The 14,330-nt window shown below is 70.3% G+C and carries 10 protein-coding genes; 2 read left to right on the top strand and 8 right to left on the bottom strand.

Annotated elements, in window-relative coordinates; all coding sequences use genetic code 11:
• Positions 1-26 precede the first annotated feature (26 nt).
• The 6 genes from J3486_RS12175 to J3486_RS12200 form a co-directional block, all read right to left on the bottom strand.
• Entirely contained in the window at positions 27-662 is a 636-nt protein-coding gene (locus J3486_RS12175) for a hypothetical protein (protein WP_207820237.1), read from the bottom strand.
• Entirely contained in the window at positions 647-1,837 is a 1,191-nt protein-coding gene (locus tag J3486_RS12180) for a ParA family protein (protein ID WP_207820238.1), read from the bottom strand. Before J3486_RS12180 ends, J3486_RS12175 begins: the two co-directional genes overlap by 16 nt.
• Positions 1,838-2,190: 353 nt before the next feature.
• Positions 2,191-3,306: an alanine dehydrogenase gene (gene ald / locus J3486_RS12185; protein ID WP_207820239.1), complete on the bottom strand. Its 1,116-nt coding sequence runs from the start codon at positions 3,304-3,306 to the stop codon at positions 2,191-2,193.
• Between the two features lie 205 nt (positions 3,307-3,511).
• Positions 3,512-5,548, bottom strand: coding sequence for a tetratricopeptide repeat protein (locus J3486_RS12190; protein WP_374194714.1), 2,037 nt, complete (start codon positions 5,546-5,548; stop codon positions 3,512-3,514).
• 250 nt (positions 5,549-5,798) lie between these two features.
• The gene (locus tag J3486_RS12195) at positions 5,799-6,428 is read right to left on the bottom strand and encodes an NUDIX hydrolase (protein WP_207820240.1); all 630 of its coding nucleotides are present in this window, start codon (positions 6,426-6,428) and stop codon (positions 5,799-5,801) included.
• Positions 6,429-6,540: 112 nt separating this feature from the next.
• The gene (locus J3486_RS12200) at positions 6,541-8,214 is read right to left on the bottom strand and encodes a CTP synthase (protein ID WP_207820241.1); all 1,674 of its coding nucleotides are present in this window, start codon (positions 8,212-8,214) and stop codon (positions 6,541-6,543) included.
• Positions 8,215-8,797: 583 nt separating this feature from the next.
• Here J3486_RS12200 and J3486_RS12205 point away from each other — a divergent pair.
• A complete protein-coding gene (locus J3486_RS12205) occupies positions 8,798-10,600 on the top strand; it encodes a glycoside hydrolase family 15 protein (RefSeq protein WP_207820301.1) in 1,803 nt (600 codons plus the stop codon).
• On the top strand, positions 10,590-10,862 hold the full coding sequence (locus J3486_RS12210) for a hypothetical protein (RefSeq protein ID WP_207820242.1): 273 nt from the start codon (positions 10,590-10,592) through the stop codon (positions 10,860-10,862). The genes J3486_RS12205 and J3486_RS12210 overlap by 11 nt, the downstream gene beginning before the upstream one ends.
• A 213-nt stretch (positions 10,863-11,075) precedes the next feature.
• Here the strand turns inward: J3486_RS12210 and J3486_RS12215 are convergent, their stop codons facing one another.
• Together J3486_RS12215 and J3486_RS12220 are read right to left on the bottom strand one after the other, a co-directional pair.
• Positions 11,076-12,677, bottom strand: coding sequence for an NAD(P)/FAD-dependent oxidoreductase (locus J3486_RS12215; RefSeq protein ID WP_207820243.1), 1,602 nt, complete (start codon positions 12,675-12,677; stop codon positions 11,076-11,078).
• A gap of 64 nt (positions 12,678-12,741) precedes the next feature.
• Positions 12,742-14,277 carry an APC family permease gene (locus J3486_RS12220; protein WP_207820244.1) on the bottom strand — a complete coding sequence of 512 codons (1,536 nt, stop codon included), beginning with the start codon at positions 14,275-14,277 and terminating at the stop codon, positions 12,742-12,744.
• Positions 14,278-14,330: the final 53 nt, after the last annotated feature.

A 14,330-nucleotide genomic window follows, 5' to 3' on the forward strand; every position in this document is an offset into this window, starting at 1 on the left:
ATCGTTCACAGGCACACTGCCGGAGGCTACCGCCCGCGCAGCCGACGTACGAGAATGCTCGCGTCCCCGCGCGACTCCAGGTCGGCCAGGACCACGGCGACGGCCTCGCGCACGATCCGCCCCCGGTCCACGGCGAGCCCGTGCTCACCGCGGAGCACCAGACGCGCGTGCTCAAGATCCATCAGTTCCTCGGCGGAGACGTACACGGTGATCTTCTCGTCGTGCCGCTCACGCCCGCTGGGCCGCCGGTTCGCGGCCCGCGCCCGCCGCCGCGCGGGAGCCGTGTTCCGGCCGCCACCGGCAGAACCTTCCTGCGCCGCACCGGAAGAGCGCCGTACCGACTTCTCCGCGGCCTCCGCCGCGGCTGCCCGCCCGCGCGAGCCGGAGTCCGACTCCGCCTCGGTGGCGGCGTGTTCGGCGGACGGCGCGGCGTCGCCGTCGCCCTCCTCCGCCACGGAGGCCCCGGACGTCGCCGCAGCCGCGGAAGAAGCGGTGGACGCCGCGGACGACGCCGCTGCAGCCGCCTCGTCGCTCTCCCCCGCGGGCCCCGGCACCCGAGCCTCACCGTTCGCCGCGCGTCTCGGCGACGACGCCTGAAGTGCCATTCCCCCGGTCGTGCGGAACAGTTCGTCGGCCCCCGGCAGACTCACTCGGCGTGACACCGGGCGAGCACCTCCCTGGCGAGCTGGCGATAGGCGGCGGCACCGACGGAGTTGGACGCGTAGGTGGTGATCGGCTCACCGGCGACCGTGGTCTCCGGGAAGCGGACGGTCCGGCCGATGACCGTGTGGTAGACGTGGTCGTCGAAGGCCTCGACGACGCGCGCGAGCACCTCACGGCTGTGCACGGTCCGCGAGTCGTACATCGTGGCGAGGATGCCGTCGAGTTCGAGCTCGGGGTTGAGCCGCTCCTGGACCTTCTCGATGGTCTCGGTCAGCAGCGCGACACCGCGCAGCGCGAAGAACTCGCACTCCAGGGGCACGATGACCTTGTGAGCGGCCGTCAGCGCGTTCACGGTCAGCAGGCCGAGCGAGGGCTGACAGTCGATCACGATGTAGTCGTAGTCGTCCATCAGCGGCTTCAGCGCCCGCTGCAGCGTGGACTCGCGCGCGACCTCGCTCACCAGCTGCACCTCGGCAGCGGAGAGGTCGATGTTGCTGGGGAGCAGGTCCATGTTGGGGACCGCGGTCTTCAGCAGGACCTCGTCGGCGGACATCCCCCGCTCCATGAGCAGGTTGTAGACCGTGAGGTCGAGCTCCATCGGGTTCACGCCGAGCCCGACCGACAGGGCACCCTGCGGGTCGAAGTCGACGAGCAGGACCCGGCGGCCGTACTCGGCGAGCGCGGCACCCAGGTTGATGGTCGACGTGGTCTTGCCCACGCCGCCCTTCTGGTTGCACATCGCGATGATCTTCGCGGGACCGTGGTCGGTCAGCGGTCCTGGAATCGGGAAGTACGGGAGCGGACGCCCGGTCGGGCCGACGCGCTCGCGGCGCTGCCGGGCAGCGTCGGGCGCGAGCGTGGCCGCGTACTCGGGATCGGGCTCGTACTCGGCGTCGGGGTCGTAGAAGTGCCCCTCGGGCAGTTCGTCGTAGTCGGCGAAGTGGCTGTGTGTGTCGCCGCTTCGGTCGCCGGCCATGGCGTTCACGTGATGGCCATCCATGCTGTGGTGTGCTGTCTGCGTCGGCGTCTGCTGGGGGCTCCGGGACGATGCGCCCTGGTAGCCGCTCTGGTGGGCCGCGAAGGTACGTACAGCGACGGAGCCGACAGCCTGAAGCCCCGCGGGTCCCTGTCCGCCTGGCTGGCCACCTCCGGGAGTAAATGTCGACTCATTCACAAGTCGTCTTACCTCCTTGGACGTGACCAGGAACATTTATCGATAGGTCAGCGTGGCACCATGCCGACGGTTGGCGACTCTATGGCGTGTCACCACTCCGCAGCAACACAATCCACCGGACCCGGCAGGTTGTGTCGGCACTTCAGCGACAACGGAACACCCTCATGTCAAGGGCGTACGGCGGTTCTTCGGCGGGTTTCGCGGGGGCGCGAATCGGTTAAAGGGTTACGTTCAAGGCGAGTTGACCGCCTTCGCACCCCCGGAGCGCTCATAAACGTACGGCCGGACCCCTCGCAAGGTCCGGCCGCAGGCGTGAGATTGACGACTCTCGTTGACGTCGTCGCCGAGGAGGCTCAGCCGAGCAGGGTCTCCAGCTCGACGTGGTCGAGGCCGTGCGCCTCGGCGACCTCCTTGTAAACGACCTTGCCGTCATGGGTGTTGAGACCCAGGGCGAGCGCCGGGTCGCGGCGCAGGGCCTCGACCCAGCCGCGGTTGGCCAGCTCGACGATGTACGGCAGCGTCGCGTTGGTGAGCGCGTACGTCGACGTGTTCGACACGGCGCCCGGCATGTTGGCGACACAGTAGAAGATCGAGTTGTGGACCTTGAAGGTCGGCTCGGCGTGCGTCGTCGGGTGCGAGTCCTCGAAGCAGCCGCCCTGGTCGATCGCGATGTCGACAAGGACACTTCCGGGCTTCATCCGCGACACGAGCTCGTTGCTGACCAGCTTCGGGGCCTTGGCGCCGGGGATCAGGACGGCACCGATGACGAGGTCGGCGTCGAGGCAGGCCTTCTCCAGCTCGAAGGCGTTGGAGACGACGGTCTGGATCTTCGTACCGAAGATCTTGTCGGCCTCCTTGAGCTTGCCCAGGTCCCGGTCGAGCAGGGTCACGTGGAAGCCCATGCCGATGGCGATCGTCGCGGCGTTCCAGCCGGAGACGCCACCGCCGATGACGACGGCCTTGCCGGCGTGCACGCCGGGGACACCGCCGGGCAGCACACCGCGGCCGCCGTGGGCGGCCATCAGGTGGTAGGCGCCGACCTGGGGGGCCAGGCGGCCCGCGACCTCGGACATCGGGGCGAGCAGCGGCAGCTGGCGGTTGGCGGTCTCGACCGTCTCGTACGCGATCGCGGTCGTGCCCGACTCCAGGAGCGCGTCCGTGCACTCCTTGGACGCGGCCAGGTGCAGGTAGGTGAAGAGCGTCTGGTCCTTGCGGAGACGGTGGTACTCCTCCGCGATCGGCTCCTTGACCTTCAGCAGCAGGTCGGCGGTGGCCCACACCTCGTCGGCGGTGGTGAGGATCTGAGCGCCGGCGGCGACGTACTCGGCGTCCGTGATCGAGGAACCCACACCGGCGTTCTGCTCGACGAAGACCTGGTGGCCGTGGCGCACGAGCTCGTGCACGCCGGCGGGGGTGATGGCCACCCGGAACTCGTTGTTCTTGACCTCGCGGGGGATGCCGACCTTCATCGTCGATCACGGTCCTTGGCTCAGGGGATGTTACGGGCAATGCACTACATACCAGTGCACCGAAGGGCACACCGGGAGGCACCGCGAATCACCGCGGCGGAGCCAGTCTAATGAAGGTTTTCGAGCTGTCTAGCCTTTCGATACATCAATCTTCTGCGGTCGAACTACGGATTTCGCAGGTGTTAGCGGCTTGTTGCAGACGTTCTCAGGGGTGTGCTCCCGCCGCGCCTCCCGGCAGCTCCTCTCCCAGCATGCGCTCGGCCGCACCGCGGTGCAGCTTGGCCGCGGCGGGGTCGCCGAGCCGTTCGAGGGTGTCCGCGAGCCGCAGCTGGAGCGCCGCCTGCAGCCGTACGTCCTTGGCCTGGCGGGCCCACTCGACGGCCTCCTGGCAGGTGTGGAGCGATTCCTCGGGCCGCCCGGCGTACTCCTGCACCCGCGCCAGTTCGCTCAACGCGCGCGCCTGCGCCGCGACATCGCCCTCCTTGCGGTACCCGGCGACGGCCGAGCGCCAGCTGCGCAGCGCGTCCCCATAACGGCCCGCGTACGTGTGCACCGCGGCGATCCGGCCGTGCAGCCGCGCCGCGTCGGCCCGCTCGCCCCGCGTCAGCCGCTGGGCCAGCGCGCGCCCGTACCAGTCGGCGGCCCGCTGCCAGTCCCCCAGCTCCTGGTACGCGCCGCCTACGGATTCCATCGCGCGGCCGGTGGCGTACGGGTCGCCCGCGGCCCGTCCGGCGTCGAGGGCGGCCCGGTACCGGGCCAGCGCCTCCTGCGTGCGGCCGGTGCAGGCGTCCAGGTCGGCCAGGTTCAGCAGGGCCGCGGCCTTCTCGCGCGGCAGGTCGCGCCGCTCGGCGACATCGAGCACGAGCCGGTGGATCCCGTACAGCTCGGCGGCGGCGTCCTCGGGCCCGCGGTGCGCGACCAGCGCCCGCACCAGCGCGGCCATCAGCCGGCGCGCGAGGGTGTCCAACTCGCCGTCCGCGACGGCAAGTCGAGCCGACGCGAGCAGCGCGGGCTGCCGGACGCGCAGCCACTCGGCGGCCGCCTCGGGGTCCGCGAACCGCAGGGCGCTGGGCAGCCCGGCGAGCTTCTTGCGGGCCGGGGAGCCGTCGGGCTCGGTGATCGCGCGGCAGGAGGTGAGCAGCCGTACCGTCCGCTCCAGCATCCGGGCGCGGGCCAGCTGCACCTCACCGGGCCGGTCCAGGGTCTCGGTGAGCCCGCGCAGCAGCGGCAGCAGGCAGCCGGGCACCTCGTACTGCGGCAGCTCGGAGTCGACGCCCCGCACCAGGCCCAGCGTCACGAAGTCGTCGAGGGTGGTGCGGGCGGCGGAGACCGAGCAGCCAGCGAGCGCGGACGCGGTGTGCGGGTCGACGTACCCCTCGGGCGCGAGCGACAGGTAGCGCAGTATCCGGGCGGCGGGCCCGGCCAGGGCCGCGTACGCGTGCGGGAAGACCCGGGTGAGGGCGGGCCCGTCCCCCTCCAGCGCATGCAGCTGTTTGGCCAGGTCGGCGACGGATTCCTTGGGGCGTACGGCGAGCCAGCCCCCAGCGATCTCCAGGACGGCGGGTTCGGCCCCGCACACCTCGACCAGGGACTCGGCGGAGCGCGGGTCGCAGGTGATGCGGACCGATCCGGTGTGCCGGGTCAGCAGTTCGACCGCGGACTTGGTGTCGAGCCCGCCGATGGTGCAGGGCCGCACGTCCGCGATCCCGGTCAGCGGGCCCTCGGAGACGGCCACGACCAGGCAGTCCGGGTTCTCCGGCAGCAGTTCGTCGACCTGCTCGGCGTTCGCGGCGTCGTCGAGCAGCAGGACGACCCGGCGCACGGAGAGCCCCTCGCGCAGCCGCTCGGTGAGGTCGTCGGCCGCCTCGCCGGGCGGCGCGGGCAGTTTCAGGGCGTTCAGCAGGTCGCGGGCGACGCGCTCGGCCGGCACCGGGGTTCCGTCGGGCGCGGTGAGCCGGGCCCGCAGCGCCCCGTCCGGGTACTCCTGCGCGACCTGGCGCAGCAGTTCCTCGGCGAGGGCGGTGCGCCCGGTGCCGGGCCGCCCGGCGATGAGCAGTACCCGGGCCCTGGGCGCCTTGCGGCCCGACAGGGTGTCGAGCCCGGCGCGCTCGATGTCGGCGCGCAGCTCCTTCAACTCACGGCTGCGCCCCAGGAACTGAGGCTCCGTCACTTCCTGGCCCCGTCGGGTGCGGCGCCGCTTGCGGGTCCGCCCCGAGGACTCCTCGACCGCCTGATTCGTCACGGGCCACGCTCCGTCTCAGCCATCCCCTCCGGGGATCGGCAGGGGCGAGGCCGAGCCTAGTTCAGGGGGTGCGAGTGCCCTGGGCGGGCGGGGCGGCAGTGTCCCCCGATCGGATCAGCGGATGGTCCGACCGGTTCCCCGCATCCCTGGGGGAGCCGCGCGCAGCACATGCTTCAGGGGCGCGGGGAACTGCGCGAGAAGCCCCACCGAACCGGCAGCCGCCCCACGCACCCACCCCCCTGAACGGCGCCTAGGCCTCGAACGGCCGCGCCGGCCACTGCGCCTCGGCCGGGCGCAGAGCGTCGACCCCGTCGCCCGCCAGGGCCGCCGCAAGCGAAAGCACACCCACCACAAGGCAGTTGTTGTGCAGCTCACCGGCGAGCACCCCGCGCACCAGGTCCTGCAGCGGCACCCGCGCGAACTCCATGTCCGCCTCTTCGTCCTCGACCACGAACCGCTCGCCGTCGGCCTCGGACAGATCACGGGCGAGGAAGATGCGCACGGCCTCGGAGCAGCCGCCCGGTGTCGTGTACACATCTGTGAGTACGCGCCAGTCCTCGGCCTTGACGTGCACCTCCTCGTAGAGCTCGCGCTGCGCCGCGTGCAGCGGGTTCTCACCGGGGATGTCCAGCAGGCCGGCCGGGATCTCCCAGAGCTTCATGCCGACGGGGTGGCGGTACTGCTTCAGGAGCAGCACCCGGCCCTCGGCGTCGAGGGGGACCACCGCGACCGAACCGGGGTGGACCTGGAAGTCGCGGCGCGCGACCGACCCGTCCGGCATGACCACGTCGTCCGTGCGCACCGAGGTCTTGTTCCCGACGAACGGGGTCTCGGTGGCCCGGACCTCCCACTGCTCGGCGCTGTCCTTGATCGTCGTCATGCCGGAACGTCCTCCCAGGTACGCAAAAGAAGCCGGGCGCAAAAAAGAAACCGGGGCACGTGCCGCAAAAGGCACGCACCCCGGTAACCGTACATCGCTTGTGTTACAAGCCTTACTTGGCCTTCTTGGCCCCCGCTGCGGCGGCGACCTTGCGCTCCACGGCGGCCTTCACCAGACCGGCGAAGAGCGGGTGCGGACGCGTCGGGCGCGAGCGCAGCTCCGGGTGCGCCTGGGTGGCGACCAGGTACGGGTGGATCTCGCGCGGGTACTCGACGTACTCGACGAGCTTGCCGTCCGGGGAGACGCCGGAGAACTGCAGACCGGCCTTCTTCTCCAGCTCGGCACGGTAGGCGTTGTTCACCTCGTAGCGGTGACGGTGACGCTCCTCGACGTACTCCTTGCCGTCGTACACCTCGCGCACGATGGAGCCCTCGGCGAGCTTGGCCGGGTACATGCCGAGCCGCATGGTGCCGCCCATGTCGCCCTCACCGGCGACGATGTCGAGCTGCTCGGCCATCGTGGAGATGACCGGGTGGGCGGTGGCGGCGTCGAACTCGGTGGAGTTGGCGTCCGGGATGCCGGCCAGGTTGCGCGCGGCCTCGATGACCGTGCACTGCAGGCCGAGGCAGAGGCCGAGCAGCGGGATCTTGTTCTCGCGGGCGAACTGGATCGCGCCGACCTTGCCGGACACGCCGCGGTCGCCGAAGCCGCCGGGGATGCAGATCGCGTCGACGTCGCCGAGCTGCTTCTTGGCGCCGGCCGGGGTCTTGCAGTCGTCCGAGGTGACCCACTTGATCTTGACGCGGGCCTTGTTGGCGAAGCCGCCGGCGCGCAGCGCCTCGGTCACCGACAGGTAGGCGTCGGGCAGGTCGATGTACTTGCCGACCAGGGCCATGACGATCTCGTGGTCGGGGTTGTGGACGCGGTCGAGCAGGTCGTCCCAGGTCGTCCAGTCCACGTCGCGGAACGGCAGGTCCAGCTTGCGGACGACGTACGCGTCCAGGCCCTCGCCGTGCACGGTCTTCGGGATGTCGTAGATCGAGCGGGCGTCGGGGCAGGCCACCACGGCGTCCTCGTCCACGTCGCACATCAGGCTGATCTTGCGCTTGATGGCGGTCGGGACCTCGCGGTCGCAGCGCAGCACGATGGCGTCGGGCTGGATGCCGATGTTGCGCAGGGCGGCCACCGAGTGCTGGGTGGGCTTGGTCTTCAGCTCGCCGGAGGGGCCGATGTAGGGCAGCAGCGAGATGTGCACGACGAAGACGTTGTCGCGGCCGACCTCGTGGCGGACCTGGCGGACGGTCTCCAGGAACGGCAGCGACTCGATGTCGCCGACCGTGCCGCCGACCTCGGTGATCACGACGTCGACCTCGTCCGTCGCCATGCGGCGGATGCGGTGCTTGATCTCGTTCGTGATGTGCGGGATGACCTGGACCGTGTCGCCGAGGTACTCGCCGCGCCGCTCCTTGGCGATGACCTGGGAGTAGACCTGGCCGGTGGTGACGTTGGCCGAGCCGTCGAGGTCGCGGTCGAGGAAGCGCTCGTAGTGGCCGATGTCCAGGTCGGTCTCGGCGCCGTCGTTCGTGACGAACACCTCACCGTGCTGGAAGGGGTTCATCGTGCCGGGGTCGACGTTCAGGTACGGGTCGAGCTTCTGCATGACGACCCGGAGGCCACGCGCCTTGAGCAGCATGCCGAGGCTGGAGGCGGTGAGCCCCTTGCCGAGGGAGGAGGCGACACCCCCGGTGACGAAGATGTGCTTGGTCGTCGAAGATTTCGGCTGCATGGCCAAGAGGGGGCTCCCGTGGTCGCGGTCTGGGGTGCGTACCGGCGTGCCGTCCCGGGTTTCACGGGGAGGTGCCGTCGCTGCGGTTCGGGGGTTCTATGACCACCGGCTCACGGGCTACCAGGGTATCAGCGGTCGGGCGAGGCTGCTTCCGGCCACGCTCCGCACACGCGCCGCCACAGGAGCGGACGGGGGCGCTCCGCCGTCACCCCGCGCTCACCCGTTCGGCCCAGACGCGTTGCCCTGAGCGGCACGCAGATCACTTGAGCGCGTCGTATCCTGCTCGGACACTCGGCTGGCGAGTCACGCAGGAAAACGGCACCACAACGGCAACACCCCCGCCCGTTCCCGCCCGTTCACCGGAACACCACGTCCGAGCGCCGGTGCCTCCACCGGAACAACCGGCTCGTCAGTTCGTTTGACAACGACCTATCAGGACGACGTATCAAAACGATTCGTTGACCGTTATTTGACGTTGACATGTTTGACGACCGTTAGTTGACCGTGAAGACCGCAGAGCGCATGCCCCTCGCAGCAGTGCAGCAGCGCAGGGGTGTACGTGGCCGTTCGACTGGAGATGCACGTGGCCGGGCGCATCGAGGATTACGCACTCATCGGGGACATGCAGACCGCAGCACTGGTCTGCCGGGACGGGACAGTGGACTGGCTGTGCCTGCCCCGCTTCGACTCGCATGCCATTTTCGCCGGGCTGCTCGGCACCGAGGACCACGGCTTCTGGCGCCTGGGCCCGGCCCATGCGGCGGACGCCGAGCCACCGGCGGCGACCCGGCGCACGTACCGGGGCGACTCGCTGATCCTGGAGTCGGAGTGGGAGACGCCACGCGGCACGGTCCGGGTCACGGACTTCATGCCGCCGCGTGACGGCGCGCCGCAGCTGACCCGGATCGTGGAGGGGGTCAGCGGCCGGGTGCCGATGCGTTCGGCGCTGCGGATGCGGTTCTCGTACGGCCGGATCACGCCGTGGGTGCACAAGGTGGACGGGCGTACGGTCGCGGTGGCCGGGCCCGACTCCGTGTGGCTGGATTCCGACGCCGAGACGTACGGCAAGAACCTGACGACGTACTCGGACTTCACGGTGGCGCCCGGTGACCGGATCGCGTTCACCATCCAGTGGCAGCCCTCGCACCGCGAGCAGCCGCCGCTGCCGGACCCCGAAGGGGCCCTCACGGCGACGGAGGACTTCTGGCGGGAGTGGGTGGAGCACTGTACGTACCACGGCCCCTACCGCGAGTCCGTGGTCCGCTCCCTCATCACGCTGAAGGCGCTGACGTACGCGCCGACCGGCGGCATCGTCGCCGCGCCCACCACGTCCCTGCCGGAGGAGATCGGCGGCGTCCGCAACTGGGACTACCGCTACACCTGGCTGCGGGACGCGGCCATCACCCTCTCCTCGCTGCTGCGCACCGGGTACCGGGAGGAGGCGCGGGCGTGGCGCGAGTGGCTGCTGCGGGCCGTCGCGGGTGACCCGGAGAACCTGCAGATCATGTACGGCATCGCGGGCGAGCGGGAGCTCGGCGAGGCGGAGCTGGACTGGCTGCCCGGGTACGAGAACTCGGCGCCCGTGCGGGTCGGCAACGGGGCGGCGCACCAGCTCCAGCTCGACGTCTACGGCGAGGTCACCGAGGCCCTGCACCTGGCCCACATGACGGGCCTGGCCCGCAACGACTACGCCTCCCTGCTCCAGCTCAAGCTCATCAGCTACCTGGAGAACCACTGGGACGAGCCGGACGAGGGCATCTGGGAGGTGCGCGGCCCGCGCCGCCACTTCGTGCACTCGAAGGTCATGGCCTGGGTCGCGGTCGACCGCACCATCAAGCTCATCGAGTCCGGCGACGCGGACGGCCCGCTGGAGAAGTGGCGCGAGCTGCGCGACGACATCCACCGGGACGTGTGCGAGAAGGGCTACGACAAGGAACGGAACACGTTCACGCAGTCGTACGGCTCCAAGGAGCTGGACGCGTCGCTGCTGCTGATCCCGCAGATGGGCTTCCTGCCGCCCGACGACAAGCGCGTCATCGGCACGATCGAGGCGATCCAGCGGGAGCTGTCGACGCCGGACGGCTTCATCCTGCGCTACCCGACGGACGGCGACAACGAGGGCGTCGACGGGCTGCCCGGCGACGAGGGCGCGTTCCTCGCCTGCTCGTTCTGGATGGCGGACGACCTCGCGATGATCGGCCGGGTCGACGAGGCCCGCCGCCTCTTCGAGAAGCTGCTGGCCCTGCGCAACGACCTCGGTCTGCTCGCCGAGGAGTGGGACCCGCGCCTACAGCGCCAGGTCGGCAACTTCCCGCAGGCCTTCAGCCACGTGCCCCTGATCGACACGGCCCTGCGCCTGACGGCCTCCGGGGCATATGGCGGCTGACCGCCGCGCCGAGGTTCTGCGGCTCCTGCTCGACCGCGCCGACACCGACGGCGCGGTCACCGGAGCCGCCCTCACGGGATCGCAGGCATCCGGCGCGGACGACCGCTGGTCGGACATCGACCTGGACCCGGACGGTGGCGCCCAGGTCCCCGTGGTGCAGGGCGCCCGACTCCCCGACGGTGCGCCCCTACGGGCCGCTCGGCCCGAACTCCGCTTCCGGGGTGAAGGTGACACTGGATCGGTGCCCTGCGCGAGCACCTGATCACCCTGGCCTGTCTGCGGCTCGGGCTGCCCACCGCCTACACCAAGGGCGCGCATCTGCTGCCGGACGACATCACCGGCCCGCTGGAGGGCACGCTCGTCCGGTCGCTGGACGCGGACGAGCTGCGGCGGGCCCTCACCGTCGTCTCCGGGCTGTTCGTGGCGGAGCTGGACCGCTGGGACGCGGGGCTCGCGGCCCGGCTCCGCCCGCTGCTCACTTCAGCAGCGCGATGACCTCCTGGGCCGCGCGCTCGCCTTCCGTCGCGCCGCCTTCCATGTAGCCCTGGAAGTCGTAGCTGCAGTGCTCGCCGCCGATGTGGACGTTGCCCTGGGCGACGCCCTCGTAGCCGGCGTACTGGTGCAGGTAGCCGACGGGCCAGTACGAGTAGGCGCCGAGGGAGTACGGGTTCTCGTGCCAGGCGGAGAGCTGGGCCCTGCCCGTCCAGGCCGCCTTGGTGCCGGGGAAGACCGAGTCGATCTGGGTGAGGTAGCGGCCGGCGAGGTCACGCACGTACGGGTCGCTCTCATAGGCGAACGGGCCCGACGGGGTGAGGGACTGGGCGAGCGAGCCGCCGCCGTACTGGATGAGGATGCCGCCCGTCCCGGACTGCACCTTCGTGGTGTCCCAGGTCTGCTGGAAGGCGGCGTCCGTGAAGCAGTCGCCGGACGAGACACCCGGCCAGGGGCCCGTGCCGCGCCAGGGCCGGCTGCTGAACTGCAGGTTGAGCTTGGTGCAGTGGCCCATGCGGGCGGCGCGCAGCAGGTTCCTCATGCGGGTGTCGAACCCGGCCTTGGAAAGGTCGAGTCGTTGCAGGATCGGCAGGGGGACGCAGAGGATCGTGTGGTCGGCGGTGACGGTGCGGGGGGTGCCGGAGTCCGAGAAGGTGAGGGTCTGGGTGCCGTCGCTGTTCGCCTTCACCGCCTGGAGGGACATGCCGTGGCGGATCGTGCCGTCCGGGAGGAAGTCCGCTATGGCGTGCGGGAGTTGGTCGTTGCCCCCGATGACGTGGTAGCGCTCGTTGGACAGGCCCCAGACGTTGAAGTTGCCGGGATTGGTCTGATAGCCCATCAGGAGAACGAGGGCCAGGGCGGACTGGTCGGTCGTGTCCGCGCCGTACTCGACGTTGTAGGCGACGTCGAGGAAGCGGCCGAGCGGGGAGTCGTGACCGCCGGGGACGCGTGAGTCGATCCAGTCGTACAGGGACATGGTGTCGAGGGCGGTGCCCGCGGCGGTGGTCTGGTTCCAGAAGACCTCACCCGCGTTCTGCAGATCTGTGTGGAGGGCCTGATAGACGTCCTTGAAGTCCTGGTCGGCCTGGTCGCGCGGGTAGTACGCGCCGTCGAACCAGAGGATCTCCTCGGCGCCGTTCGGACCGCCGCCGAGGAAGTCCTCCAGCGGCAGTCCGAAGCGGCGGCACAGCTCCTGCATCTTCTTGTGGCTGGTGTCGATCAGCTCGCCGCCGATCTCGGAGGTCTGGCCGTACGCCCAGTGGTCGCGCTGCGAGTACACGCGGCCGCCGACCCGGTCGGGGTTCGCCTCGTAGAGGGTGCAGGCGTACCCCGCGTCGTGCAGGGTGAGCGCGGCGGTCAGCCCGGCCATGCCCGCGCCGACGACGGCGATCCGCGGGGCGTCGGCGCGCGCCTTCGGAGCGGGCAGGGCGGCCGCGGCGACGCCGGTGGCCGCGGCCGCCTTCAGGACGGTACGACGGGAGGCGCGACGCTCGCGGAACTCCCCGACGGGGAGGCCGAGTCGGGCGGCGGCGCGGTGTTCCGCGGTCAGGTGTCTCAGGGCGTGCATCAGGTTCGTACGAGCCATGACGTTCTCCTTGATGACAGCGATCGGACAGGGGTCGGACGGACGGGGATCAGACGGACAGGGGTCAGACGGAGGCCGCGGGTGCGGGGGCGTCGTCGGCGCGCTCCGCCGCGTCCTCCAGGACGATGCGGCCGATGACGTCGTAGCGGTGCGGATGGCGGGCCTTGACGTACAGGCCGAGCCCCAGACCGCCGAAGAAGACCAGGCCCACGATCCACGGGATGGCCTTGAAGAAGAGGGAGCCGGCGGCCGTGCCGGCGGCCGTGTCCATGTTCAGGACGAGCAGGATGACGACCGCGATCATGCCGATGCCGCCGAGCAGCGGCGCCACCAGCGTTTTGAACCAGTGCCGGTCCTCGGGGTGGTGGTGGCGGAAGTAGCCGATGACGGCGAACGAGCAGAGGGTCTGCACGATGAGGATCGCCATCGTGCCGAGGATGGCGAGCAGCGTGTACAGGTGGATGTACGGGTCCTGCCCGGTGAGCCAGAACGCGCCGACGAGGACGACCGCGATCACCGACTGCACGAACGACGCGACGTACGGGGAGCCGTGGCTGCGGTGCGTACGGCCCAGGGCCGGGTGCAGGAAGCCCTCGCGCCCGATCGCGTAGAGATAGCGGGAGGCGCACTGGTGGAAGGCCATGCCGCAGGCGAACGACCCGGTGATCAGCAGCCACTGGAAGGCGTCGACGGCCCAGGCGCCGATGAAGGTGTGGGCCGGGTCGAAGAAGAGGTCGAGGGGGCTGGTGCCGGAGGAGATCTTCACGGAGCCGGACAGACCGTTCCCGGCGATCGTCATCCAGGAGACGTAGATGTAGAAGAGGCCGACGCCGACGACGGAGATCAGGGTCGCCTTGGGGATCACGCGCTTGGGGTCGCGGGACTCCTCGCCGTACATGGCCGTCGACTCGAAGCCGACCCACGACCAGAACGCGAAGAACAGGCCGAGACCGGCGGAGGTCCCGGTGAAGGCGTTCTTCGGGTTGACCGGCTCGAAGGGGATGCCGTCCGGGCCGCCGCCGTGGATCAGGACCGCCGTCGCCACCGCGAAGAGCACCGCGATCTCGGCGATCAGCATGACGCCGAGGGCCTTCGCGGTGAGGTTGATGTCGAAGTAGGACAGCACCGCGGTGACCGTGAGCATGACGGCCGCGTAGACGATCCAGGGGATGTCCCAGCCGAGCTGGTCGTGGACCGTGGTCTGCGCGAAGTACGAGAAGACGCCGACGATGGACGCCTCGAAGACGATGTACGCGAGGACGGCGAGCATCCCGGAGGCCATGCCGGCGATCCGGCCGAGGCCGTGCGAGATGTACCCGTAGAAGGCGCCGGCCGCCGTGATGCGCTTGGCCATGGCGACGTAGCCGACGGAGAAGACCGTCAGGACGAGCGTGGCGAAGAGATAGCCGGCGGGCGCTCCCGTGCCGTTGCCGAAGCCGACCGCGATGGGCAGATTGCCGGTCATCGCGGTGATCGGGGCGGCCGTGGCGACGGCCATGAAGACCACGCCGACGAGTCCGACCGAGTTCGCCTTGAGGCGCTGCACCGGGGGTGTCCCCGGGGTGCCGCCGGGTGCGCCGTTCTCCACTGTCTCTGGCATTTCCGTCCCTCTCTGGGGGCTGCCGCTACGAAATCCGTAGATCAGTCGGGGTG

It is taken from the genome of Streptomyces sp. VRA16 Mangrove soil, from assembly GCF_017377775.1.
GTDB lineage: Bacteria > Actinomycetota > Actinomycetes > Streptomycetales > Streptomycetaceae > Streptomyces.

Bases quoted from the DNA above. Each gene is read 5' to 3' on its own strand.
- J3486_RS12220 (WP_207820244.1), bottom strand. From the start codon at position 14,277: ATGCCAGAGACAGTGGAGAACGGCGCACCCGGCGGCACCCCGGGGACA.
- ald (WP_207820239.1), bottom strand. From the start codon at position 3,306: ATGAAGGTCGGCATCCCCCGCGAGGTCAAGAACAACGAGTTCCGGGTG.
- J3486_RS12215 (WP_207820243.1), bottom strand. From the start codon at position 12,677: ATGGCTCGTACGAACCTGATGCACGCCCTGAGACACCTGACCGCGGAA.
- J3486_RS12195 (WP_207820240.1), bottom strand. From the start codon at position 6,428: ATGACGACGATCAAGGACAGCGCCGAGCAGTGGGAGGTCCGGGCCACC.
- J3486_RS12210 (WP_207820242.1), top strand. From the start codon at position 10,590: ATGGCGGCTGACCGCCGCGCCGAGGTTCTGCGGCTCCTGCTCGACCGC.
- J3486_RS12200 (WP_207820241.1), bottom strand. From the start codon at position 8,214: ATGCAGCCGAAATCTTCGACGACCAAGCACATCTTCGTCACCGGGGGT.